The sequence below is a fragment of the Bowmanella dokdonensis genome (assembly GCF_017254865.1).
Taxonomy (GTDB): Bacteria; Pseudomonadota; Gammaproteobacteria; order Enterobacterales; family Alteromonadaceae; genus Bowmanella; species Bowmanella dokdonensis.
The window spans coordinates 57,026-82,028 of the sequence record NZ_JAFKCV010000016.1; the positions used below are offsets into that span (position 1 = coordinate 57,026).

Below are 25,003 nucleotides of genomic sequence, written 5' to 3' on the forward strand. Positions count from 1 at the left end.
AAAAAACCTCAAAGGCAAGCGCCCAACTCGGGGTTATTTCCTGAAAAATCAATCTGTCAGTTTGACTTGAGTCATTTAGGGTATGGTCCACTTCTTATACCTATATGCTGGCATACGTATTTTTGTCACTCAAATTAGACCAATTGTGTTACATTTCGCCTGCTTTCCCAGAAACTAATAATACTACTTGTTGGTGTAGAGCACTTAATTGGTTGGTCCCGGTTGGGGGGCGACCTCAAGGCTTTCTGCTTGAAGAGGATTATTTAGTGATACGAAAAATTTGGCCGGCCACCGCCTCCATCCTGATTTCTGTTGTTGCAGCAGGGTTTGTTTCGGCTGCCTCCGCTGCAGGTTGGAGTGAGTTACCTGGTACCAGGCTCAAAGATGTCTGCCCGGAGAATAACTTCGGCGATTACGGGTACGACTTTTCGAACCATTGCGGATCCATACTGGGTGCCTGGAGTGGAGGCACCTTAGATGCTGACAACCAGATCATGTACATCTGGGGTGGCGGTCATAACGATTATTATGGCAATGAAATCTATGCCCTGGATGCCACCACGGGCAAACTGAAGCGCCTGACCGATCCCGCGCCTCCGTCCAACAAAGACATTTCTCCTCCGCAGTCAGAGCTGGCACCTTTTGATGGGACTCAGCCTAATGGCCGCCATACCTATGACGGCTTGGCCTATATGGGCCACGTGGACAAGCTATGGGCCTTTACCGGTTCCCTTTCCAGTGGTTCCGGTGGCGCCGACCGCCTGACCTGGATCTTCGACCCACAATCCCGTCAGTGGCACAAGGATGAATCTAAAGGAGATATTCCCCGGGCCACCTTTGGCTTGGTATCCGCCTATGATCCCGTGACCGACAAAGTCTTTTTGCACGACAGATACAATCTGTACAGCTACGAGTACCATGCTGACGGAGGCGTCTATAAAAAACTTTCCGCAGGCAATGTCGGACTGGATGTGAACGGCGCGTTGGATCCCCAAAGAAGAAGACTGCTGATCATCGGCAAGGGCAAACAGATAATTTATGACCTCAGAGAGGGGAGTCTGTACCAGGGAGACGCTGTCCCCCTGACCGGCGATGCTGACTTCATCCGCAAACACAAGGCACCTGGCCTGGCTTATAACAGCAAGGATGGGAAATTTTATGCCTGGGTCGGCGACGGTAAACTCTATTTCCAGGACCCCGATACTTTGGCCTGGGATTCCATCGCCTTTGATGGAGGCCCTTCCAAGCAGGTATTCCATGGGACTTTTGGTCGGTTTGATTACCTTCCCGATATGGACAAATTTTTACTGGTCAACGGCTCGGAGGACAATGCGTATTTGTTCGAACTGCCTACAGCAGCAGACAGTGAGTCCCCCTGTCAACCGACCAAGGTGCAGGCGTCGTTTCCCCACCCCGGTGCCCTCTCAGTCACCTGGCAGCCAAGTGAGGATAACTTTGGGATCGCCGGCTACAAAGTCTTTGTCAATGGCGAGCTGCACAGCACCCTGAACCAGATCCGCTTCAAGAGCATGGAGTTTGAACAGGGGCAGCAGTTGAATATTCAGATTCAGGCATTCGACTCCGCCGGCAATCACAGTGAGATGAGTGCCCCTTATCCGTTGCAAATGCCTGTTATGCAGGCCAGATACAGAATGGGCGATTGCGATGAGGAATCCCAACTGGCCGGACGCGATGACATTGTCTTTTGCGAGTCCTGGGATCAGGATGACTGGTGGGACAAAGGCGACTATTTGTCTGAGCCCGTCGTCAATGAGCCCCGGTTAATCACCCAGAAACCGCAAAACACAGAGATCGTCGAAGAGGGATGCGTCCAGGGAAAGTGTCTGAAGGTCAACATGAAGGAAGGGGCCACCAAGGCGCTGAGTGCCTACTGGCCGCTCAAAAACGCCAATATGGCACCGCAGAACCTGTACATGAGGTACTACCTGAAGATGGACAAAGACTGGGATGCCAACATGTGTAATGCCAAAGGCAATATTGTCGGCTCCGGCGGCAAGTTTCCTGGCCTGGCCGATACCCGTACCTGGAAAGATCCGGTTGGTCAGTGTGGCAACGGCGGGAATGCCGGCGACGGTGAAAACTGCTGGTCCATGCGTATGGTATTCCGTGGCTGTGAGAGTGGCTCAGGTGAGGCCTGTGAAACCAAACCCGCGGCGGCGACAAGGCTGGGATCTTACCTCTACCATGCCCTGCAAGGGTCGGGAACCGGTCATATCGGCACCTGGGACGGTTACTTTGGTCAGATCCCCTCCTATCGGGGTACTTGTGCCGAAGATCCTAAGAGTTTGTATTGTGGTATGGGCGACGGCGGTGTACTGGAGAGAGAGCAATGGAATCGCATAGAGATGCAGGTCACCATGAATACCCCCGGTCAGGAAGACGGTGTGATCCGTGGCTGGGTGAATGGTCAGCTCAGCTATGAAAAAACCAATATGGTGTTCCGTAACGAAGGTCATGATTTTCTGCACAATCGCCTGGCCTGGCTGAACATATATAAAGGGGGGGTGGATGGAAACTGCCAGGATTCGGCCGTTTACCTGGATCAGATGGTGTTGGCCACTGAACAGCCGGTTGGCGGCATAGACAGCCCGACCACTATGCCACCCAGCCTGCAGATTGAACTGAGTAACAACGATATCAGCTCTGAGGAGGCGGTTACTGTCAGTTGGCAAGCAGACAATGCGCAGAGCTGCGAAGCCAGCGGCCTGTGGGAGGGTAACAAGGGGACCAGTGGTGAGGAAATCATCGGCCCTTTTAGCCAACCTGGTGTTGTGCGTCTGGATTGTCGGGGCGCGGGGGGCACCGCGGCCAGACAACAGGTTTTGACCATCGACGGGCAAAACCCAGGGCAGGCAAATGGCGAGATTGATCTCAGCTTAGTTCCTACCCCTGAAGGACTTGCCCTTGAGCTGCTATCCGACAATTATCTTACCCTGAGATGGGAGGAAGCGGATGCCCAAGATAAAGTGACTGCCTATCGCATTTACCAGGGAGACCTGATGCTGGATCAGGTCAGTGACAACAGTTATTCACATCCCAATATCGTACCCGGTGCGAAGCTGGAATATCGGATCCAGGCAGTAGATGAGAAAGGTAATATGTCGTCTCTGTCCGATCCTTTGCAGGTGGAGGTACCCGGCAGTCTAAGTAATTTGAGCAGTCTGACCCTGTACCCTGATATGGATACCTTTTACGCCGAGTCAACCGTCAAGGTGGCGGGCCAAAGCAAGCGTTTTCATGTGGCCACATCCAGAAATGCCCTGCTGCGCTTCCCGCTTGAAATGCTGGACTATCAAAGGGTGACAGCGACTCTGAAGCTATACACGGATGAAGAATACGGTGATATGAGAATTGATGTCTATGCCGTGGCACAACCCTGGCATGAGGACTTCAGTAACCGTGAATACGCCGATACCACCACCAAGCGAGCCTGGGAGCATAATCTGGGTGACTGGCTTGACAAAAACGGCGTGGAGCAAGGCACGGCTCCTATTGCCAGTGTTGAGGCGGGTGACGATAACCGACCCAGCGAGATCAGTATCGATATTACCCGTCAGGTGCGCAAATGGCTGGCCGGCGAACCTAACCATGGCCTGATGCTAATCGCCCATAATGACGGAAAATGGGTCGCCAGATACATTCACAGTAAAGAGGCTGAGGATCCCTCGGTCTGGCCCAGGCTGGAACTGGCTTTCTAATCCAAAAGGGGGACTCGCGTCCCCTTTTTCTTTGCCCGTTACTTTACAGCTCTTTATCACTGCGCCTTGGCTGACAATAATTACCCACCTTCGTCCTATTGGTGGACTTGTTCATTTGCTTCAAATGAGACCAAGTTTTAACGGTTTTTTGATAAGACGCCGTACCAATATGCCGGGTCAACCGATCCGGACAAAGGTTATTGCTTAACCTTTAATTGAACAACCGATACAATTGCGCCAAACAATAGTTAAAACCCGTTGGAACACCAATGCAAAACAATACTGATATTCTGGCCAGGCTGGATGAAATATTTGAAGATACCTTCATCGATGGGGATTACGAATTTTCTGTGGAGCTCAGCAGCGATGACGTCGAAGAGTGGGACAGCCTGGCCCAGATTCGGTTATTGACTGCGATTGAAAAGGAATTTGGCATCAAGTTCGACATTGCCCAAATCGAAGACTTGAAATCTGTACGTGCCCTTAGCGAAGCCATAGCGCAAAAACAATAAGTCCCGGTTAATCAGAGGTATATGGACATGCAGGATCTAGACTGGCTTCCCCTTCCCCCAGACAATTTCAAGGAACTGTGCAAGGATCTGGAAAGCAACCAAGAGACGGCGCCAATTGTTAAACGCTTAGCCGACAGTCGCCTGAGCCAGAATCAGTGTAATCGTCTGTACCGCAGCATTGTGAAGTTAAGTGACGACAAGCTGCAACAACTGCAACAGGGTTTTGATAAGGTAAAGCTGGGGATTGTCAGCAACGGTACCACGGATCTCATGGTGCCCGGCCTGTTTATCTCTGCCCTGAGAAGGGGGATTTGGATAGAGCCTGTGATTGCCGATTTCGACCAGGCCCTTCAGGAGTCCCAGTTGCCGGATTCCACCATCAATGCCGCCAGGCCAGATCTGGTATTGTTGATGCTCGATTACCGTGCCTTCAGTTTTGCCAGCCAGACCGTAGCCGGTTGTGCCGAAGGCTTCAATGCTGAAGATGCAATTCAGTATATCGATCAGATCCGTCAGGGCTTTGCCCGTCATGGCCAGGTCAACTGCATTGTCCCCACCCTGGCGGTACCTCCGGTCAATCTGCTTGGCAGCCTGGACAGAAGACTCACCGGCAGTCTGAAAAAACAGATCCATGATTTTAATCACGCCATTACCCCCCTGATTGCGCAAAGCGATGACTACCTGCTCGATGTGGAGACTATTGCCGCAGAGTTGGGTACCCATAACTGGTTTGATGAAAGACAATGGCTCAGTTCCCGCCTGGCTCTCTCTGATCAGGCGGAGCTGTTCTATTTCGAACGCCTGGCGGCCCTGCTTGCAGGTATCCGCGGTAAAAGCAAAAAGTGCCTGGTACTGGATTTGGATAACACCCTCTGGGGCGGGGTTATTGGTGATGACGGTATGGAGGGGATTATCCTGGGGCAGGGACATCCTCAGGGTGAGGCCCATGCGCAATTGCAACGCTATGCCAAGGAACTGAAGGCATGCGGGATCATACTGGCGGTCTGCTCTAAGAACGACGAGATTAATGCCTTGCAGCCGTTCAAGGATCATCTGGATATGGTCCTCCGGGAAGAAGACATTGCGGTGTTTGTGGCTAACTGGAACGATAAGGTGAGCAACCTCCAGCATATTGCCCGTACCTTGAATATAGGTATCGATTCACTGGTATTCGTGGACGACAATCCCGCAGAGCGTGAAATCGTCAGAATGAATCTGCCGCAGGTCGCCGTTCCGGAACTGCCTTCGGATCCCGCGCTCTACGTACGTACCCTGATGGCCGCCAATTACTTTGAGACGGTCAATTTCACCGAAGAAGACAAGCTGCGGGCCGAACAGTACAGGCAGAACAGTCAGCGACAGAAACTGATGGAATCGGCCACCGATCTGGACAGCTACCTGGAGTCGCTGGAGATGGTCGCCGTGATGGGATCATTCGATGAGATGAGTTACAAACGGGTCACACAACTGATCAACAAGACCAACCAGTTTAACCTGACCACGCAACGCTATACCGAAGCCCAGGTGCTGGAGTTTGAGCGATCAAGCCAGTATTTCTGTCTTCAGGCCCGGCTGATGGACAAATTTGGCGATAACGGCATAGTGTCTGTCGTTATCTGTAAGAAGACTCCGGGTCAGTGGGAAATTGACACCTGGCTGATGAGTTGCCGGGTTATCAAGCGTCGTCTGGAAGACCTGATGTGTGACGAGATAGTCCGCCAGGCCCTGGCAGACAACGCCACAAAACTGACAGGCCAATATATCCCCAGTGCGAAAAACGCCCTGGTGGCGGATCTCTATCCTTCACTGGGCTTTGCCCAACAGGATTCGGGAAGCTGGGAGCTCGACCTGACCCGTTACAACTTCAAGTCTCCACCTATCAGTATCGAATGACCATGGCACCTACCCTCACAATCGACAAGCAGCAGAGTGGCCAGTTTGCCAACCTTTCCGGTGACTGGAACCCCATGCATCTGGATCCTGTTGCCGCCCGCCGCGTGCAATTTGGCGATACCGTTATCCACGGCGTGAACGGCACCCTTGTGGCTCTGGACCGTTTCTTTGCGCAAAGGCAAGGACAGTCAGAGCAAATACAGAGCCTGTCCGCCACTTATGCCAGCCCCATCGTCCAGGGCACGCCTTTGGAGGTGGTTTGGCAGGCCAAAGGAGAGAATCAGTTCAGGCTCAGCCTGCTGGCTAACGGCAAGCGGGCACAGTTGCTTAAGCTGACTCTGACAGCCCGGGATGGCAGTTGCAAAGATCATGTCAGCGACCACCGGCTTGATGCTCAGTTACCCGCGCAACTGACCTTGCACAATGCAATAGGACGAGATGAAGAAGTGGACATCTGCTGGGACAGGGAGCTGGCTGAAACGCTGTTTCCGTCACTTTGCGCGTCCGTTCCCCATGAGCAGATTGCCAATTTACTGGTACTGACCCGAATCGTCGGCATGCGATGCCCCGGCCAGCACTCAGTCTTTGCGGGTTTCGATGTGCAGTTTGGCCCTGCAGAGGTGGCTGTTTCCCGCGGGCAGGCCAGGTACCAGGCAGATTCAGTGGACGAGCGATTCAACCGCGCTCTGTTAAATGTCACCTCTGGCTGTATGCAGGGCGAAATAGAAACCCTCTTCCGGCCCAGGCCGGTGCAGCAGGCTTCCATGGAGGAAATTTCGACCGTCATTCCAGTTGGCCGATTCAGCGCTCAGCGGGCCCTGGTGATTGGCGGTTCCAGGGGGCTGGGAGAGGTCACGGCAAAAATGATCGCCGCCGGCGGCGGCAAAGTGATCATTACTTACGCTTCAGGTCAGGAGGATGCGCAACGGGTCTGTACCGAGATAGTGGCTTGGGGTGGACAGTGTGAGGCGATAAGGCTGGATATAGGTAATCTCGACGAGCCGACACTGGATGCTGTATTTAGGCAGAATATTACCCATTTGTATCATTTCAGCTCACCGAAAATCACCAAGAACGAACAAAGCTTTGATAACAGACTGCTGCAGCTGTTCCTGCAACATTATGTGTTCGGCCTCAACGAAGTGCTGGCGGTGGCCGCAGACAAGCATGGCTACAAAGATAAAGCCCTGCACCTGTTTATTCCCTCCAGCATCTTTATCCAGGAGCAGAAGAAGGGATTTGCCGAATATATTACCGCCAAGGCAGCGGCCGAAACCTGTCTGGCCCAGATTGCCGGCAGATACCGGCAATGGACAATGAGTGCCCCCCGCCTGCAACCCATGCTGACCGATCAAACGGCCGGTGTGACACACAGCACCCCCATGGACACGGTTAACAGTATGTTAGCTCACTTACCATCAGACAGAGGTTAAAACCGGTTATGGATTCGGCCAGCAACAAAGCAGAGATCCAACCTATCCAGACAGAGCTTATCGCCAGAGCCGGCGAATTTCTCCATCGGCATATGAGCGGTCGTTTTTCTGCACAAAAATGGCAGGAGTGTTTGTTACAGACCTGGGACCGGGATGTGCCCAATCATGGTTTTGCCCTGGTCAGGGAGGATGGTGAAGTCGTGGGTGTGCTTTGTGCCTTGTACTCCAAACAGAAAATAGCAGGGCAGTGGCTGGACATCTGTAATCCGCATAGTTGGTGTGTACTGCCCGAATATCGCAAGCAGAGCATTTCACTGGTATTGGCCGTCATACAGCAACCGGGCTTCCATTTTACTATGTTCACACCCAACCAGAGTGGCCTGGAGATTTTTGCTTATCTGGGTTTTAAGCCCATGGACAAGGGGATCTTATGGGCACCCAACTGGCCGACCTCTCCTTTTTCCAGAAAAGTCCGCTTTGTGACCGATATGCAGCAGGCCAGGACGCTGCTGAGTGAAGAACAGGCCAGGATCCTGACCGATCATCTGGCCTATGACTGGTTACTGCCGCTGGTAATGCAAGCTGCAGAGCATGCTGTACTGGTGATTATCAAACGGCAAAAATACAAGCGAGCCAAAGCCGCACAACTGCTGTATGTCAGTGATTATGAGAAACTGCTTGAACACTGGCGCGCATTCAGGAGCCATCTGTTATTACGGCATCACATCTTCACCACCAGACTGGAGAATCGGTTCTTACCTGAGGGTAAATCAATCCGGGGCATAACGGATGAGGGTCATCAGCGGTTTTATCTGAGCGACCAGTTACAGCCCCACCAGGTACAGTATATATACAGCGAAATGGCCGCGTTGAAGCTTTGAATGATTATTTTAATGATTCCTTTCAGGAGAAAAAATGAAGTACCTAGACGATACCATCAACATCGTATGTGATGTTTTAGTCCTCCAGGACAGGAAAGGCGAGTTCGACGCCTCCACCGGTCTGATTGGCGTATTGCCCGAGTTCGATTCCATGGCGGTAGTGTCAATCATCACCGCGCTGGAAGACGAATTTGGCTGCACCATAGAAGACGATGAAATCAGTGCCGAAGTATTTGAAACGGTCGGCACCCTGGCGATTTTTGTGGAAAGCAAGGTGGATTGAGTCCCATGTCCTATTCCATTTCAGCGAGCTATCTGCCGGGCCAGCATGGACGCCTTTTCACCCTGCACTATCAGCCTGACAGGCCCGCAGAGTCCGGCATATGTATTCTGGTGTCTCCGCCTCTGGGCGAAGAGATGAACCGCTGTCGCTATATGTGCAACCTGCTGGCACAGGAAGCCACTGGGCTTGGAATGGGACTACTGAATATCGATCCCTTTGGTACCGGAGACAGTGAAGGCCTTTACCGGCAGACGAACTGGCAGACCCTTGAGGAGGCCCTGCTGCTTGGTGCAGACAAGGCCAAAAGCCTGGGCTACCACCGGGTGATCCTGCTGGGTATCCGGGTAGGCGCCCTGGTGGCGATGGATGTTGCCCCCAGGATCCCGAACCTGCACAGTTTAATTTTCTGGCAGCCCAGTATCAGCGGCCAGTCTGCCCTGACCCAACTGCTGAGGATAAAACTGGCCGCCTCGCTGGGAAGAAGCGAGGATGCGGGTAGCATCAAGCAGTTTGAACAAATGAGCAGTGAGGGGCAAATGATTGAGATCTCCGGTTATGAGGTATCGCCGGAGCACTTCCAGTCACTCAAACAGGCTCACTTCGAGCAGTCCATTGACGCGGTAGAACAGCCCATCTACTGGTTGACGACCCTGGCCAGTGCCGAACGAAAACCACCCAGGGCAGAGAGTCAATTCCTGGAAAAGTGGGTCGGCAATGGCAAAAAAATAGAACATTTCGAAGTGATTGCTCCGCCTTTCTGGCAGGTTCACGAGCGAACCCTGGCTCCGACTGTGATTGAGCAGACGGTGACGTTGCTAAAGGAGATGAATTAATGGACCAGGCAGTCGTCATCCCCTGCCAGGGGCAGCAAATGGTCGGCATCCTGCATCAACCGGAAGGCCCGGCCCAAATAGGCTTAGTCGTAGTAGTGGCCGGCGGCCCACAATATCGCGTCGGCGTCAGTCGCCAGTTTGTCATGTTGGGCAGGGAAATGGCGGCGCGGGGTTTTCCCACCCTGAGATTTGATCATCGGGGAGTCGGCGACAGCGGCGGCGAGTACAAGGGTTTTGTGGATATGTCCGCCGATATCCGCAGCGCTGTGGACTGTATTTTTGAGCAATGCCCGGACTTGCAAAGCATCGTTCTGTGGGGGGAATGTGAGTCGGCAACAGCGGTGTCTTTTTACGCCCATTCGGACGAACGGATCAGCGGTATCTTTCTGGTTAACCCTTGGATCCGCACCGAAGAAGGACAAGCCAAGACGTATATCAGGCATTATTACCGCAAACGTCTGTTGAGTAAGGCATTCTGGAACAAGATATTGTCGGGAAAAGTGGATTTTGTCGGCTCGGCCAAATCCTTTGTGGATTTGTTACGCCGTTCCAGCAACAGCCGTAAACAAGCCATCACAGAACAATCGGTGGAGGCGTCCCTGCAGTCACTGCCCTTACCGCAAAGGCTGGAGAAAACCACCGGTCTGTTTCAGGGACGTATAGATATTCTCACCAGTGGCAGAGATTTTATTGCCCAGGAATTCAAGGATTTTGTCAGTCAGTCCGCTGGCTGGAAGCAGATACTGCAACGCCAAAATGCACAGATGGCGGAGATTGCAGACGCAGATCACAGTTTCTCCAGAATAGAATGGCGTGAGCAACTGTTTAATAAAATAGCCGCCGCTTTGCTAAGCGTGCGCGGGAAATAACATGAGTGGCACAATGAAAAAAAATGTAATTATCCTGACTCACGGATGGACGGGAAGCTCAGCTTTCACCGCGTTGATTGCGCAGGCCGGCTATTGGCTGGGTGACGACACCTTCCAGAAAATTGACTACAACACCTATGAAAATGTGGAGCTGGTAGCCCTCAATAACCAAATGATTGAAGCCATAGGTTACCAGGGTGACAGAGAGCATGACATTCTGACAGAGTCACAAGTGCAGGAACTGAGTAGCCGGGCCGACGATGTCGATACGCAGCCCTACAAGGAGTTTGTCGCCAAGCTTAATCAGAACGAACCCTGGATCTGGAAAGACCCACGGCTGGCCCTGACAATGAGAATTTGGGCCAGGTATCTGAACCTGGACAACATTGCCTTTATTATCTTAACCCGTGATGATGAGCAGTCCTGGATCACGTCCAATCTCAGGCGCCATATCCAGAGTCTGTCGTTTACGCGGCGCTACAACCATGGTGTGACAGACACCTTTAAGAACTTTCTCAATCAGCATAATCAAGCCTTTTTAGAGTTTCAGTTCGAAGATCTGCAATTGCAACCGGAACAAACCATCGAGCGGCTGAACGCTTTTCTGGGCACTCAACTGAGCATGGACGACCTTAAGGCGGTGTATAAAAAGCCGCTGTATCAAAAATCCAAAGGATTTAAGGACAAGCTTAAGGCCCTGGCTATTTACCTGAAGAATTACCGCCTGAGAGACGGACGCAGCTAACCTTTTATCGTCGTGCCGCCTGGCTCTGCCAGGCGTTTACCCTGCCTCTGCCAAGCTTGTCAGCTTCAGCGCTTGGTTGCTGAGATGACCGATAGATCTTCCAGCCGCTGATAGTGCAGGCCAATGCCGTCAGGGCGTAAGGCAAATCGAAATAGGCCAGACTGACATTACAGCCGGTGATGGCGTAACCTACCATTGACAGGGTCAGTGCATCACTTAACTTGACACACCATGTCGCCCCCTCTTTCTTCGCTGCCAGCTTGTTACGCCTGTTCGTCCAAAGCATGGAAAGCAATATCATGATAAAGAACAACAAACCGACAAAACCGTGGTCACCCAGTACCTGCATGAAAATATTGTGCGCAGCCTTGGGCACTACCCTGTCTGGAATAGGCGGCGTATCAATGGGGCCAAAGCCAGGCGTATAGGGAGCATAATAAGGCCAAAGCACAGGGTCCATCACCGCACCGAATCCCCCCCCTGTCAGCGGATTATCAAGTGCAATCAGGGTAGACACCTTCCATGCCCATAGCCGCCCGATAAAAGACCCGTCTTCTGTGGCTGCCGTTGAAACCGTGCTTTGCCGTTCTTTCCACTCAGCCGGGGCGTTTGCGTACAACACCGGTAACATCAGTGCTGCAATCATCGCCAGTATCAGCTTATGTTTGGACTTCCACCAGAAGGCAATCGCCAGGATGGTCAGACCGATAAATCCCCCGCGGGAATAAGTGCCGACAATACTGATGATGTTCAATACGAGGATCCCCCACAACCCTAACCTGAGCTGCTTGTGCTCCGTCGTCTGAATCAGGTAGATAACCAGGGGGATGCACATATTGATAGCTACCGCCAAATCGTTGCGATCCGAAATGATGCCGGCACGGCCGATAATCCGATGGCTCCCCCCGGATAAGATGAACTTGACCGCTTCCATTGCTGCATAGGCAGAAATAGCCAGCACAATAGCCCAGACCAGGGTGTCCACATGGAGCTTCTTTCGGATCACCAGGGTGATAAAGAGAAAGAGCAGCAGAATCTTCACAAACTGGGTCCAGTAGCCCCAAACCCAGGCAGAATCTATATTGAGATTCATAGCCGTGGAAAGCAGGGTCCAGAAGCCAAACATCATTACCCAGAAATGGACGGCGTTGAAATTCAGTTTTTTATTTTTAGTCACAAAGATATACGCCAGCCCCGTAACCAACACTATGGTCAGGTTCAGCCTGAAGGTCTGGGAAAAGCCGAAGGCCCACTCCGCCGGTGCCATAAGGGCAATCCAGATCCAGGCCGCCACACCGATGTAGGGCCGCTTAAACGCGTAGTACATGGCCAGGAACAGAAAACCCACCAGCAAGAGATCACGCATCAGTCTTCTTCCTGCTTATTGGACCAGTAAAACAGGTAACAGACGGCCAACACATCAGCCAGGAGAAACAGACTGTCAATCATGAGGCGACCTTACTGACAACATATCGGTATTTTCCTGACTTCTCGGCCGGTATCTCGCTCACTTCGCACACTGAAATATCCACACCCTGGCCCAGACGCGCCTTGAATCCATCCTGAACCCGCTGGGTCATTTTGTCAGTAAGGCCGGTTTTGACCACCAGATCAACGTGGGTATGCTGCAGGGATTCCTGGGTGATCTTGAATGCATCCACTCCCTCCATATCCCGCAGGATATAGATCAGGGCCAGCCCGTGCATCATGGTGCCGTCTGCGGCCACCACAAAGTCTGTACTGCGCCCTTCGATGGACTCCAGCATAGGCAGGCCCCGGCCACAGCCACAGGCCTTATCCGACAGGGCAGCAATATCGCCGGTGCGGTAGCGAACAAAGGGAAATTCGCTGGTGCCAAGGTGCGTGACGACAATCTCCCCACTTTGTCCCGGCGGCAGGGGGGTGCCTTGTGGATCGACTATCTCAACGACTATATCCTCAAACGACAGGTGCATGCCCCCTTGTGGGCACTCATGGGCGATAAAGCCGGCGTCACGCCCCCCGTAGCCATTGGCCACCGGACAGCCGAACACCCGGGAAATATTCTCCCGCTGATAAGGATACAAGCGCTCAGAGGTGACAAAGGCCACCCTGATCCCCAGATTGTCCATGCGGATGTCATTTTGTTCGGCGGTTTTAGCCAGAAGATCGAAAACCGATGGATAGCCGAATAACATGGCTGGCTTAACCTGCCGGATACGCTCGATAAACCCCAGCAGCTTTTCCCGGGTCATATCAAAAGCCGGAATCAGCTCAGAACGAAACAGCTTATCGCGCGCCAGCCTGATCTTGTCCTGGGCGCCCAGCTCGATGGGCGAGCCCCAGGCAACTATCTCCCTATCACCAATATCCACGCCCCACCAGCGGGTGGCGCGCCATTTCTCGGCCACATCATGGGAGACCCGCTCGTTGCCGAGCAGGAAAATCAACGGCTGACCGCTGGAACCGCCTGTATTAAAGCGATTAAGGGGACCGGCTATATCTGACTTCAGCGCCTCAAAATGTTCGCGGATCAGGTTTTTGCTCAGAAACGGCAATTTGCGCAGGTCCCCGGCGTTTTGAATATCCGCAGGGGTCAGTTGCCGTTCCTCCATTACCTGGCGGTAGTAGGGAACATGCCGGTAGATATTCTCCACAAAGGCAGACAGGCGTTTTGCCTGCAAGTCATGAAGCTGGTCAGCACTTAGCCACTGGCTTTGCTCCAGGCTTTTGCGAATAGCCAGGGTGTCATGCTTCTTAAGCTTCTCATGCAGGGGAAACAGGACAGAGGAAACCAAACCCGTATAGAGTGACATTACGCCCTTACCTCCTGCGCCGCCATTGCCCGTTGATAGTGTCCCAGCAGGGCATCCCCCACTTTTGGCCAGGTATATTTACCAATGGTCGTCAGGCCATTGGTAATCAGCCGACGACGAAGTGATTCATCATCCAGCACTCTGACCACCTGTTCCGCCATCATGGCCGGCTCACCGGGTGGCACTAACAGTGCGTCCACCCCATCCGTCGCCAGTTTGGGGATCCCGCCCACGTTACTGCTTACCACAGGAACACCACAAGCCATGGCTTCAATAAGGGAATTGGGGCTGTTATCGACCAGGCTGCCGTTGAGCATCACATCGGCGCTGCGGTACAACTCGGCCATCTGCTTTGCTTCCAGGCGCCCCAGAAAGGTCACGCTGTCACGCAGCGACAGCTCATCGCATAGTCTCTCAAGCATCTTTCTCTGCGGCCCGCTGCCGGCAATGGACAATTGCGCCTGCGGATAGGCTTGCCTGACCTGTGAAAAACACCGGATCACTGTGGCCACGTCATAGATAGCCTCAAGGTTGCGCGTGACTATCAGGTGGACCTCGGGTAACTGGCTACCGGGAGCCCTGTCCGGGGCAGGATGGAAGCGGCCCTCATCCAGTACGTTGGGCACCACATCCGCCTGCCAGTTCCATCTGGCAAACACCTCCTGAAGAAAAGCAGAGGGCACTAATACCCCGCTGGCTCGCTTCAGCGAGGGCACAACCCATTTCCATGAACGGGCAAAGAAACTGTCCGCATGGCCGCCCCGGTAGTTGACCAGCAGGGGCTTATTCAGCCAGTACGCCATCCAGATGGCGGGCGCAGCAAACAAATGCCAGGACCAGCCTGAATTGGCCATCAGATGCACTACGTCGGCCCGCTGGTACTGGCGATACAGGTTAAAAAAGTACGGCAGCAGACGAAACGCGGCGCGGATAACAGGGACTTTGCCAACAACCGCCGGGCGATAGGGGGCATTGACAGGAACCAGGTTAACCTCGGCCCCCTCCTGCTCAAGCAGGCGCTTAAGTTGGGCTGTCTGGTTGGCCATCCCCCCGGCCGGCGGCGGTATCGGCCCGACCAGACAGACTCTTAAACCGGCAAACCGCTCAGACACGGAGCAGCCCCTGATACAGGGCCTTATAATTGGCCACCGAATTCGGCCAGTTCCTGACCTGTTCAACAAAGCTGCGCCCGTTGGCGATGACCGCCGGCCATTGCTCAGCCATGGAGAAAATTCGCGCTACGCTGTCGGCCAGCGCCGGCACGTCATTACTGGGGAACAACCAGCCTGTTTCACCGTGATGGATCAGTTCCTTGTGTCCGCCCACATCGGAGGCGAGCAGCAGCTTGCCTTGCGCCATGGCTTCCAGGGGCTTTAGAGGCGTTACCAGCTCGGTCAGACGCATGGACTTGCGCGGATACACCAGCAGATCCACCAGGCTGTAATAGCGATTGACCTCATTGTGAGGCACGCGCCCCGGCATGATCACGGCATCTTTTAGACCCAGCTCTTCCACCAGTTTTTTCAGATTCTGCTCCTGGGGACCGCCGCCCACCAACAACAGGACAGTGCCCGGATTTTGCTGGAGGATTTGCGGCATGGCCCTGACCAGCATATCCAGCCCTTCGTAGGCATAAAACGACCCCAGGAAGCCGAGCACTCTCCTGTCTTTAAGTCCAAACTGCTCCTCCAGGGCAGAATCCCGCCTGGTCAGCAGATTAAACTGCTCGATATTGACCGCATTGGGGATGACAGTGATCTTATCCGCCGGCAGGCCCCGACCCAGCAGATCATGCTTGAGCCCCTCGCAAATGGTGGTTACGGCATCGGCCTGTTTCACCACATGGGTTTCCAGTTTGCGGGTCAGCCGGTAACGCAGGTCCCCTTCCTTGCAGGTACCATGGTCCACTGCAGCATCTTCCCAGAAGGCGCGGATTTCGTAGACCACCGGCAATCCGGTCTTTCTGCCGGCCTGCAAGGCCGCCATACCATTGAGGGCCGGTGAATGGGCATGCAGAATATCCGGTTTTTCCTCCTCAATAGCCTCCAGAATACGCTTACGCATGGGGGCTATCAGGGCCATCTGATTCCAGGCCGGTATACGGGTAAGTATCCCTGTTGGAACCTGGGTGCGGTAAAACTTCAGGCCATCGACTTCCTCAACCGGCGACTCAAACTGACCATGCTTGGGGCTGGTCACGTGGCAGGTCTGCCACCCCATGGCATGCTGCTGCTTGAGGATAGAGCGGGTACGAAAGGTGTAACCGCTGTGCAGGGGGATGGAATGATCCAGAACATGAAGAATCTTCATCCCCATTACCTCAGTTGCTGGCGCATAAAGGATTCAAACATCATCAGGGTCCAAAGCGGAGCACTGTTGTCGCGCAGCCCGGTGACATGATCGTCGATCAGCTTCTGTAACTGTTTCTTGTTGAAATAACCTGATTCTGTCATCTGCCTGGACAACAGCCCATCGTAGAGACGCTGCTTCAAGGGTCCCCTGAACCAGTCGGCCAGGGGCACGGCAAAGCCCATTTTTTTGCGGTACAGCACATCATGGGGCAGATGCGGCTCCAGGGATTTCTTGAACGAGTACTTGCCAATGCCATCCTGCAGGTTATGGCTGGTCGGGGTTTTAAAGGCCCACTCGACAAACTTATGATCCAGAATCGGTACCCTGACTTCCAGGGAATGGGCCATGGAAGCCCGATCCACCTTGGTGAGAATATCACCGACCAGATAGGTCTTCATATCCAGGTACTGGGCAATCTTAACCGGGTCCAGGTGCTTGACCCGCTCGGCGTAACGTTGGAAAACCTGCAGTGAACTGTAGCCGTTCAGGCGCTGGGTAAATTCACCGGAGAATAACTTGGCACGCTCATCGGCCCGCAGGATAGACATGGAATTGTGGTAGCCCTGTACCGTATCCATGGCCATGGACTGGAAAGTGGTCTTGGCACGCAGGAACTTGGGAGCCCAATCCAGCTTGGGATACAGCCTGCCAAGCGGGCCGAACAGGGGTTGCCTGAGTCCAAGGGGCAGCATATTGCGTACCCGGTCTTCGTGCTGATGCATATTGTAACGGCGATAACCGGCAAACAGCTCGTCGCCCCCGTCACCGGACAGTGCGACGGTCACATGCTTGCGGGCCAGTTGGCAGACCCGGTAGGTGGGCATGGCCGAGCTGTCCGCATAGGGCTCGTCATATAAAAAGGCCAGCTTGTCGATGAGATCAAAGTCGTTCTGGCTGACCGTTTCCACCCGGTGGTTGGTCTGATAGCGATCCGCCACCATCTGGGCAAACTCAGTTTCGTTGAAAGCCTTGACGTCAAATCCGATGGCACAGGTATTGACCGGATCCGACTGCAGTTGCGACATCAGCGCCACCACCCCGCTGGAATCCACGCCCCCTGATAAAAATGCACCCAGGGGCACATCGGCCACCAGCCGGATGTCCACGGCTTCCTTTAATCTGTCGATCAGTTGTTCCTGCACTTCTTCGGCGCTCAGTGGCTGCTCCCACTGGGTAGGCACGTCCCAGTACTCTTTGGCTTGGGGCAGACTGGTCTGTCCCCGCTCGATAACCAGGGTATGACCGGGGGGCAGCTTGTAACTGTTCTGGTAAACCGTATAGGGCTCAGGCACGTAGCCGAATGTGAAGTAATCCTCGATGGTGGTATCGCGCAGGGTCCTGTCAAAGGCCGGATGCTGGGTCAGAACTTTAAGCTCAGATCCGAATACAAACTCCCCTGTTGGCAACAGGGAATAGAAAAACGGCTTGATGCCCATTCTGTCCCGGGCCATGAACAGACGCTGCTTTTCCATGTCCCAGATAGCGAAGGCAAACATGCCGCGCAGCTTGTGTACGCACTCATCCCCCCATTCCAGATAGGCATTAAGAATGGTTTCGGTATCCCCATGGGTATTGAACTGATAGCCCTTGGCGGCGAGCTCCTGATGTAGCTGTTTGAAATTGTAGATCTCGCCGTTAAACACCACACAGGCGCGCTTGTCGGCACTGAGCATGGGCTGAGGACTGCCTTCAAGATCTATGATTGACAGCCTGCGGTGCGCCAGACCTACCGGCCCATCGAAAAAGTAGTCGCCGGCATCCGGCCCCCGGTGCTGCTGGATGTCATTCATCATGGCCAGGGTGTCTTTGTCTGGATGACCCTCTGGGGCTAAATGCATTACTCCGGCAATTCCGCACATTTCCTTGAATCCTTAACCTGCTTTTTGTTGATAAAGGTCATGGTACTTGCAGACCATGGTATCCAGACTGAATAATCTTTGGCAGTGTTTTTTTACCCGCATTCCCTCAATGCCTGCTGAAGTCGGGTCCAGGGCATAACGGGACATGGCGTCTGCCAGCCGCTCGGGCTCCCCCACCGGCACCAGATGATCCACTGCATGCCCGGGCATGACCAAATCCCCGTTGCCCCCTACCCGGGTGGCAATGACAGGCAGGCCCGAGGCCATGGCTTCGAGTATGGTATTGGAAATACCTTCCGCCAGGGAAGGTAACACAAACACGTCCATTGCCTGCATCATCACCGGCACATCGTCCCGATTGCCGGCAAACCAGACCCTGTCGCCGATCCCGGCTACCCGGACCTGCTGTTCAAGCTTGTCACGCATATGGCCGTCGCCGACAATCAGTAACGCCAGTCTGTGACGCTGCGCCGGCAGTCTGTCCAGCAGCCTGGCAAAGGCGTCAATCAGATAGGCCTGGTTCTTGACCTCAGCCAGCCTGCCGACGGTGCCAAATACCAGGGCATCATGCCATTGCAGTTCGACAGGCAAAACAGAAGGTAACGCCTGCTGGTGCTGGAACTTCTGGGTGTCGACACCATTGCATATATGGCTGATGTATTGTTCTTTTACGCCGATTTTATCGATCAGATAACGTCTGGATTCCGAGGAGAGGGCCACATAACGATGGATGAAGTGTCTGAGCAGTCGTCTCAGCTTCTGATATTTGAGGTTGACGCCCCCGATATCCGACATATCCCAGCCGTGTTCGCCATGGATCCTCAGGGGGATCCGACGCCACCAACCTACCAGTTGACTCTCCAGTGCCGACAGGTTGCGGGTATGCAGTATGTCCGGTCTGAGCCTTTTGAGTAACTGATTCAACCGGATAAAGTATCCCAGATCCGTGCCCTCTGCCTTATGCAGATCAAAAAACTGCACATTGCTGGTGGTCAATCTGCGGCAAAACTCAGGGTTGGCGCCCTGCTGGGTCACGATACTGTGCTCATATTGCTCTTCAGGCAGACGGTTGATCAGATTGACCACACCATTTTCCAAACCACCTGTGTCAAATCGGTAGACCACATGAACTATATGCAGTTTACCTGGTGCCATGGGTCAGGCTCCATAAATCCTGGGAGAAAAAGCTTGTTGCTTTACGGATCAAGTGCTCACGAGCCCCTTCCTCGGCGTCAACCGGCATCGACAATATCATCACCATCCCTGCCTGGGGGGCGCCGATCAATGCCTGTAAGGCCTGGGACACTTTCACAGATGCCGTACTGGGCGTTTGCAGCCAGTCGGTCACATAGGTGAAAGCCAACAGCCTTCTGTCACCCCTGACATTGGTAATCTCTACCAGGCCAAATTCGTCATAATCCCGCGCCGATACCCGGGTCCAACCTTCCCGTTCGAATAATTGATTCTGACTGCTGATCAATTCCATGCCCTGAACATTGCTGCCATAGTAAGCGGCATAAAATGTCATGCCATCCAGGCTCCCCCAATGCTCAGTGGTTGCCCCCCTGAAATCCGGCGACCAGAGTTCCTTGTCCTCAAGATCAGCCAGGGGCAGACTCTGCCGGATATCCGGCGGGGCAATGGCTTCGACGCTTTCAGCCGAGGTTTTATAGACAAAGGCCAGCAAGGTAAATCCTATAAACAGGCTGATTGCGGTTAAAGACCCCCTTGCAGTAAAGGTCTTCCTGCCGGTCAGTGTTCCAGACTCTAGTGTTTCGGGCGGCGGATCACGCCAGATATTACCCACCGAAAACATGATAAAGATGACCAGTCCGAAAAAGACCCAGCCGTAGATAAGATGATCCACACCAGTGGCATATTCCATATCGCTAAGATAGGCGATCATCACGATACCGAAGGCGCGCAAACCGTTGGCAATAATTGGCAGAATGATAGAGAAAAGGATAAACAGCAGGCGCTTCTTCCACCCTGTATAAGTAATGTACGCAAACAGCGTGCCCAGGGTAAAGGAGGCAATCAGATAACGAATTCCGGAACAGGCCTCCGCGACCTCAAACAGCCCTCCAGGCACGGCTATGTATAACCCTTCTATGTAGACGGGCACACCAGTCAGGCGAATAGCGGCGACGGTGATATCAGCCGTCACATCCTGCAGGTAGGGCACCAGAAACTCGCCCTCCGGGACACTGAACATCCAGAACAGCAAGGGGAACAATAACACCCTGGCCCCTTTGTTACCCAGCACCAGCCAGTAGAGTAACGGCAGTATTAAAAATGCCGCCCCCTGTTCAATGGCGGCGATCTGGGCCAGCGTTCCCAGCAGCCACAGCAATAATGCCATTACCAGCGGAACCAATACCCAGTAGTTGGCTTTGACGGGTTGTTGCTTGAGTCGCGGCCAGTTGCGATGCACCAGGTAGAGACAGATAGGCAGGATCAAAAAGCAATGGGCGAAGGTCTCAGACCTTTCCCATATCAGTACAGTGTCCCAGACAGTCGGAAAGAACAGAGCTAACCAAACCACGAACACAAACAACATCAAGGCCAACAAACTGATTCTGGGCATTCGATTCTACATTCCGTTCTGGCAGGCCAACATTTTGTGCAGTTGCTCAACCACCGCATCCCATTGATACTGAGCCTTTATCCAGGCCTGATTGTCATGACCAATCACCTGACACTGCTCATTACCCAGCATCTGCAAACAATGTTCGGAAAAAGCACTGGCCTCATCTCCCACCAATTGTCCCTGCGCCACAGGCAAGCGGATTCCTTCTGCCGCCATGCTGGTCATCACCACCGCCTTGCCAAGCGCCATGGCCTCCAGTACTTTGTTCTGTATGCCGCGGGCTATCCGCAGGGGGGCCACGGCAAATTCCGCATGTTGAATATAAGGCCTGATATCCTCGACTCTGCCGGTCACCACCACCTGCGGATGCTTTGCCAACGCCTTGACCTTGTCGGTAGGGTTGCCGCCCACAACAGCAAAATGCAAATCCGGATGTTTCGTCAATATGGATGGCCAGACATATTCCACAAACCAGACCACGGCATCCACGTTAGCCCAGTAGTCCATTGCCCCGGTGAACACCAGGTAGGGAAAGTCAAACGGGGCCTGACTGCTGAGGGTGGGATCAAAGAAATCTACATCGACCCCGTTGGGAAAAGCACTGACCTTGTCTCTGCTTTCTAAGGGCAGGGACTCACTGAAAAACGCCGCTTCGTCATCGGAAACAAAGGTAACGCCGTCAAACTCACTGGTAATACGCTGCTCGTAAGCAGACAAGGTTCTGTGCTCCCGGCCATAGACCCACTTCATCAACGGATTGACCGCCTTATCCGCATATTGTCGCCATTTGTCCGAATCCACATCGACAAAATCGGCAATGCGGTGCAGTTCAGGCCTGTTTTCAACATACTGGGCCATGGCTGAGCTGTACACCAGGACTTTTCGGATCTGCTGTCCGGTGATTTGCTGGTTCACCCAGGTTTGCATACTGCTATTGCTGAAGTATGGCAGGGACACAGGCTTGCCCAAAAACATCCCCAGCAATCCTTTGACACGTCCAAGCAAGGGATTGATGGGTTTCAACAGCACGCTTTTGCAATAGGGAGCAAGAGCCTGCTGATACTGCCAGTCGTGGGGATCGTCCACAAACGCGGCCAGATGAATATCATAATATCCGGACAATTGTTTAAGGATATTGAATGAGCGAATCTTATCCCCCTTGTTTGGCGGATAGGGGATTCGATGGCACAGAAAAAGTAGCGGCTCCCTGCTCATAAACTTAGCCCAGGTACTTTGACAGCACAGGCCCCAGAGCCCGGCTGATAGGCAAGGGCAGCTTCTGCCAGAGTTTGATAAAAAGCTGATATTTAGGGTTATTGGGACTCAGATTCGGCAGCTCTGCTGCTTTGACTAAGTGAAACTGATAATGCAGTGGTGTCGGCTCCATGCCCCAGTGCTTTTTATACTGAAAGGCGCCTGAATCGTTCTTACTGCGACCAAAGTCATAATATTCATAGCCTTTGGCTTTGGCATCGCACATCAACTGATAATACATGAAATCGTTGCTTTTCAGGTCCCGCGCCTCCGGCAGCCCTCCGCCGTAATAAGGTAATACCTGGTCACGGAAATAGAAATTCAACACCGATGATACGGCCTTGCCGTCTTTTTCTACGGTAAGCGCATTACAGTCCTGACCAAATACGCGTTTTAGGGCAGAAAAATAAGACTTGGGAAATACCGGCGTGCCCAGGTTGCGCACACTTTCCGAGTAGATGTCATAGGCGGTATGCATGTCGTCATCGACACGATAGCTGAGGTCATTCTTCAGCGAATGACGGATCACCGCCCTTTGCTTCTTCTTTACCCCCGCCAGGATTGCCTCGGCGTCCTGAGCAAGCGGCCAGGCAAAATAAGAGTGGGCGCACTTTTCGGTCAGTTCAGGGTGAGTGCTGGCTACCTTGTTTCTCAGTTCCAGATAGTCCACCTCTAGACGCCGGGCCAATTCGATGGCGGCATCTTCCAAAGCCCTCTGAGCCTCGTCCGACTGGGCTGCCACCCCGCCGTAGACGCAGAAAGGGGTGGAGATCAATGCATGACCAAACAGCCTGCTGTTTTGCTCCACCAGTGGCAGCACGCCCTGGAGATTTCCCTGAGGGTCTTCGGCATACAGATAGTGTCCCCGATGACCATAGACCTGCTCATTGATGGTTAACCAGCCGCTGCGATGAAAAAATGTCGCCTCGGGGCATTGTTGCACAAACTCATCCCACGCACCCGCAACGGCGGCTTCCCCCGCGAAAGCCTTGACGATTACAGCGTTGCTCACACATTCACCCCATAGACATCTTTCATGGTCGACCAGCGAAAATCCTGCAGCAATCTGTCCAGCTTACTCTCAGTGTGTTGCAGATTGACATAGTGCCGGAAGCGGGACTTGGCTGAGGCATTGTTTAGCCTGGGCTGGTCGGCATCAATTTCCCAAGGGTGGAAATAGAACGAATAAGGCTGCTTTTCCTTATCCAGATACTTGTTAACCAGGTAGTGGGTCAGGGCATAGGGGTAGAGCCTGAAGTATCCCCCGCCACCTATGGGGATCTGCCGGCCCATCATTTTCAGGGTAGGAATCGGAATTTCCATTATCTGCTCGGCCCTTTGATAGGCGAACCGCGGCCAGTCGGGTGTCCCGTACAGATCATGCTTGACCGGATAGGTACTGGAACTGTAGCTGAAGCCCAGTTCGGCCAGCACTTCAAAAGCCCATTCGTTGCTATAGCCAATGGAAAAGCTCGGCGCCCGGTAGCCAATGACCGCTTCACCCAGCAGGTCTTCCAGGTGATTTTTGGAACGCCTGACATCCGCCAGAAAGGTCTGACGGTCCTGCTCCGTGGCTCTGCGATGTGCATAGCCATGACTGGCAATTTCATGCCCCTGGGCGTGGATTTCCTTGATCAGCTCAGGATAACGTTCCGCCACCCAGCCAAGCACAAAGAAGGTGGATTTGACCCCATGGCGGGAAAAAATATCCAGCAGCCTGCGTGTATTGCCATCCACCCTGGGTTGGTACTGATCCCAATCCTGTGGCTTGATGATCTTGTCAAACGCGGAAACATGGAAAAAATCCTCCACATCCACCGTCATCGCATTGAGGCAGGTTTGTACATCTTTCATGCCCTATCGCCCCTTACCAAACAAGACCACTTCAACTGTGCGAATCAGGATCAGGATATCCAGCAATAGGCTTTGATGTTTGACGTAATAGAGATCGAACTTCAGTTTCTCCATCGAATCCTCAACACTGGCGCCATAGGGATAATTCAGTTGCGCCCAGCCGGCCAGGCCGGGTTTGACATTGTGTCGCTGGTTATAATAGGGAATCTGTCTGATCAGTTCCTCGACGAATTCCGGGCGCTCCGGACGCGGGCCGATAAAGCTCATTTCGCCTTTCAGTACATTCCACAGTTGGGGCAATTCGTCGATGCGATATTTGCGAATAAAATTACCAATACGGGTGACCCGGCTGTCGCCCTTGGTGGCCCATTTCGCCCCGTCCTTTTCTGCATCGGGACGCATGCTGCGAAACTTGATGATATTGAACAGTTTTCCGTTTAAGCCCACCCGTTCCTGCTTATAAAACACCGAGGCACCGGTTCGGCGGCCGTCTTCAATATAAATCAGCAGGGCCGTAATCAGCATAAAGGGCCAGGTAAAGAAGAGGACAAAAAAACCCAGCAGGGCGTTGATGCCGTAATCCAGCAGGTCGCGCAGGTAATTCTGACTTGAGAAACCGTTGGAGTATATGACCCAGCTTGGATAGATAAGGTTGACCACTATCTGGCCGGTTTCCCGCTCCATAAAATCGAGGATATCCACCACTTCGATACCACGGATGCGGCAATCAAACAGCACCTCGATTGGCAGGGTGCCGCGCCGCTGATCGCAGGCAATCACCACCTCCTCTATCTCGTTTTCCAGCAGGAAGTCACGGAAGTTGTCATCCACTTTGACGTGAATAAGTTTCTCGGACTGAATGCCATTCTCCCGATCATCCCCCGGTATGGGCACAAAGCCCAGCAATTCAAAGCCAATCCGGTCCACTTCGCGGCGCATGCGTTTTTCGATGATAGACGCACGCTCCCCTGCCCCCAACACAACCAGCCTGACCTTACCCAGCCCTCATAGACAGGATCTTTAGCGGAAGGCATTGAAATAGATAGAAAAAAGGCTCTTGGTGTGATCTGATTATTTCGCCAAAAACAAACCGATAACGAGCCGAAGAGCCATGGAAATTATGTCAGCCTG

19 protein-coding genes and 1 pseudogene are annotated in these 25,003 nt (G+C 53.3%); 9 read left to right on the forward strand and 11 right to left on the reverse strand.

Annotated elements, in window-relative coordinates; translation table 11 throughout:
* Window positions 1-266: 266 nt before the first annotated feature.
* From J0A66_RS23735 to J0A66_RS18985, 9 genes are all read left to right on the forward strand, one after another.
* Window positions 267-3,719 (forward strand): DNRLRE domain-containing protein, encoded by a 3,453-nt coding sequence (locus J0A66_RS23735; protein ID WP_206575428.1) that lies wholly within the window; start codon window positions 267-269, stop codon window positions 3,717-3,719.
* Between the two features lie 269 nt (window positions 3,720-3,988).
* Window positions 3,989-4,231: an acyl carrier protein gene (locus tag J0A66_RS18950; protein WP_206575429.1), complete on the forward strand. Its 243-nt coding sequence runs from the start codon at window positions 3,989-3,991 to the stop codon at window positions 4,229-4,231.
* A 27-nt stretch (window positions 4,232-4,258) separates the two neighbouring features.
* A complete protein-coding gene (locus tag J0A66_RS18955) occupies window positions 4,259-6,124 on the forward strand; it encodes an HAD-IIIC family phosphatase (protein ID WP_206575430.1) in 1,866 nt (621 codons plus the stop codon).
* 2 nt (window positions 6,125-6,126) lie between these two features.
* The gene (locus J0A66_RS18960; RefSeq protein ID WP_206575431.1) at window positions 6,127-7,557 is read left to right on the forward strand and encodes an SDR family NAD(P)-dependent oxidoreductase; all 1,431 of its coding nucleotides are present in this window, start codon (window positions 6,127-6,129) and stop codon (window positions 7,555-7,557) included.
* An 8-nt stretch (window positions 7,558-7,565) separates the two neighbouring features.
* Entirely contained in the window at window positions 7,566-8,438 is an 873-nt protein-coding gene (locus J0A66_RS18965) for a GNAT family N-acetyltransferase (protein ID WP_206575432.1), read from the forward strand.
* A gap of 34 nt (window positions 8,439-8,472) precedes the next feature.
* Complete coding sequence (locus J0A66_RS18970) at window positions 8,473-8,721, forward strand: acyl carrier protein (RefSeq protein ID WP_206575433.1); 249 nt, start codon at window positions 8,473-8,475, stop codon at window positions 8,719-8,721.
* A gap of 5 nt (window positions 8,722-8,726) precedes the next feature.
* On the forward strand, window positions 8,727-9,554 hold the full coding sequence (locus J0A66_RS18975) for an alpha/beta hydrolase family protein (RefSeq protein ID WP_206575434.1): 828 nt from the start codon (window positions 8,727-8,729) through the stop codon (window positions 9,552-9,554).
* Window positions 9,554-10,423, forward strand: a complete 870-nt coding sequence (locus J0A66_RS18980) for a hydrolase 1, exosortase A system-associated (RefSeq protein ID WP_206575435.1) — start codon at window positions 9,554-9,556, stop codon at window positions 10,421-10,423. Before J0A66_RS18975 ends, J0A66_RS18980 begins: the two co-directional genes overlap by 1 nt.
* A gap of 13 nt (window positions 10,424-10,436) precedes the next feature.
* Window positions 10,437-11,168 (forward strand): sulfotransferase, encoded by a 732-nt coding sequence (locus J0A66_RS18985; RefSeq protein ID WP_206575436.1) that lies wholly within the window; start codon window positions 10,437-10,439, stop codon window positions 11,166-11,168.
* Window positions 11,169-11,172: 4 nt separating this feature from the next.
* Here the strand turns inward: J0A66_RS18985 and J0A66_RS18990 are convergent, their stop codons facing one another.
* From J0A66_RS18990 to J0A66_RS19040, 11 genes and pseudogenes are all read right to left on the reverse strand, one after another.
* Window positions 11,173-12,534, reverse strand: coding sequence for a putative O-glycosylation ligase, exosortase A system-associated (locus J0A66_RS18990; RefSeq protein ID WP_206575437.1), 1,362 nt, complete (start codon window positions 12,532-12,534; stop codon window positions 11,173-11,175).
* A gap of 79 nt (window positions 12,535-12,613) precedes the next feature.
* Window positions 12,614-13,963: a phenylacetate--CoA ligase family protein gene (locus tag J0A66_RS18995; protein WP_206575438.1), complete on the reverse strand. Its 1,350-nt coding sequence runs from the start codon at window positions 13,961-13,963 to the stop codon at window positions 12,614-12,616.
* Window positions 13,963-15,075, reverse strand: coding sequence for a glycosyltransferase (locus J0A66_RS19000; RefSeq protein WP_206575439.1), 1,113 nt, complete (start codon window positions 15,073-15,075; stop codon window positions 13,963-13,965). The genes J0A66_RS18995 and J0A66_RS19000 overlap by 1 nt, the downstream gene beginning before the upstream one ends.
* A complete protein-coding gene (locus J0A66_RS19005; protein WP_206575440.1) occupies window positions 15,068-16,273 on the reverse strand; it encodes a TIGR04063 family PEP-CTERM/XrtA system glycosyltransferase in 1,206 nt (401 codons plus the stop codon). Before J0A66_RS19005 ends, J0A66_RS19000 begins: the two co-directional genes overlap by 8 nt.
* Before the next feature lie 5 nt (window positions 16,274-16,278).
* Window positions 16,279-18,174 (reverse strand): XrtA/PEP-CTERM system amidotransferase, encoded by a 1,896-nt coding sequence (locus J0A66_RS19010; protein ID WP_206575441.1) that lies wholly within the window; start codon window positions 18,172-18,174, stop codon window positions 16,279-16,281.
* 12 nt (window positions 18,175-18,186) lie between these two features.
* Window positions 18,187-19,329: a TIGR03088 family PEP-CTERM/XrtA system glycosyltransferase gene (locus J0A66_RS19015; RefSeq protein WP_206575442.1), complete on the reverse strand. Its 1,143-nt coding sequence runs from the start codon at window positions 19,327-19,329 to the stop codon at window positions 18,187-18,189.
* Window positions 19,316-20,761 carry an exosortase A gene (xrtA, locus tag J0A66_RS19020; protein ID WP_206575443.1) on the reverse strand — a complete coding sequence of 482 codons (1,446 nt, stop codon included), beginning with the start codon at window positions 20,759-20,761 and terminating at the stop codon, window positions 19,316-19,318. Before xrtA ends, J0A66_RS19015 begins: the two co-directional genes overlap by 14 nt.
* Before the next feature lie 6 nt (window positions 20,762-20,767).
* The gene (locus tag J0A66_RS19025; RefSeq protein ID WP_206575444.1) at window positions 20,768-21,979 is read right to left on the reverse strand and encodes a TIGR03087 family PEP-CTERM/XrtA system glycosyltransferase; all 1,212 of its coding nucleotides are present in this window, start codon (window positions 21,977-21,979) and stop codon (window positions 20,768-20,770) included.
* Between the two features lie 4 nt (window positions 21,980-21,983).
* Complete coding sequence (locus tag J0A66_RS19030; protein ID WP_338143921.1) at window positions 21,984-23,030, reverse strand: FemAB family XrtA/PEP-CTERM system-associated protein; 1,047 nt, start codon at window positions 23,028-23,030, stop codon at window positions 21,984-21,986.
* Window positions 23,027-23,872, reverse strand: coding sequence for an XrtA system polysaccharide deacetylase (locus J0A66_RS19035; protein WP_206575445.1), 846 nt, complete (start codon window positions 23,870-23,872; stop codon window positions 23,027-23,029). Before J0A66_RS19035 ends, J0A66_RS19030 begins: the two co-directional genes overlap by 4 nt.
* A gap of 3 nt (window positions 23,873-23,875) precedes the next feature.
* Window positions 23,876-24,877, reverse strand: a pseudogene (locus J0A66_RS19040) (TIGR03013 family XrtA/PEP-CTERM system glycosyltransferase); the annotation flags it as partial.
* Between the last annotated feature and the right edge of the window lie 126 nt (window positions 24,878-25,003).

Coding starts and splice junctions, on each gene's coding strand:
- J0A66_RS18950 (WP_206575429.1), top strand. CDS start 3,989: ATGCAAAACAATACTGATATTCTGGCCAGGCTGGATGAAATATTTGAA.
- J0A66_RS18955 (WP_206575430.1), top strand. CDS start 4,259: ATGCAGGATCTAGACTGGCTTCCCCTTCCCCCAGACAATTTCAAGGAA.
- J0A66_RS18960 (WP_206575431.1), top strand. CDS start 6,127: ATGGCACCTACCCTCACAATCGACAAGCAGCAGAGTGGCCAGTTTGCC.
- J0A66_RS18965 (WP_206575432.1), top strand. CDS start 7,566: ATGGATTCGGCCAGCAACAAAGCAGAGATCCAACCTATCCAGACAGAG.
- J0A66_RS18970 (WP_206575433.1), top strand. CDS start 8,473: ATGAAGTACCTAGACGATACCATCAACATCGTATGTGATGTTTTAGTC.
- J0A66_RS18975 (WP_206575434.1), top strand. CDS start 8,727: ATGTCCTATTCCATTTCAGCGAGCTATCTGCCGGGCCAGCATGGACGC.
- J0A66_RS18980 (WP_206575435.1), top strand. CDS start 9,554: ATGGACCAGGCAGTCGTCATCCCCTGCCAGGGGCAGCAAATGGTCGGC.
- J0A66_RS18985 (WP_206575436.1), top strand. CDS start 10,437: ATGAAAAAAAATGTAATTATCCTGACTCACGGATGGACGGGAAGCTCA.
- J0A66_RS18990 (WP_206575437.1), bottom strand. CDS start 12,534: ATGCGTGATCTCTTGCTGGTGGGTTTTCTGTTCCTGGCCATGTACTAC.
- J0A66_RS18995 (WP_206575438.1), bottom strand. CDS start 13,963: ATGTCACTCTATACGGGTTTGGTTTCCTCTGTCCTGTTTCCCCTGCAT.
- J0A66_RS19005 (WP_206575440.1), bottom strand. CDS start 16,273: ATGAAGATTCTTCATGTTCTGGATCATTCCATCCCCCTGCACAGCGGT.
- J0A66_RS19010 (WP_206575441.1), bottom strand. CDS start 18,174: ATGTGCGGAATTGCCGGAGTAATGCATTTAGCCCCAGAGGGTCATCCA.
- J0A66_RS19015 (WP_206575442.1), bottom strand. CDS start 19,329: ATGGCACCAGGTAAACTGCATATAGTTCATGTGGTCTACCGATTTGAC.
- xrtA (WP_206575443.1), bottom strand. CDS start 20,761: ATGCCCAGAATCAGTTTGTTGGCCTTGATGTTGTTTGTGTTCGTGGTT.
- J0A66_RS19025 (WP_206575444.1), bottom strand. CDS start 21,979: ATGAGCAGGGAGCCGCTACTTTTTCTGTGCCATCGAATCCCCTATCCG.
- J0A66_RS19035 (WP_206575445.1), bottom strand. CDS start 23,872: ATGAAAGATGTACAAACCTGCCTCAATGCGATGACGGTGGATGTGGAG.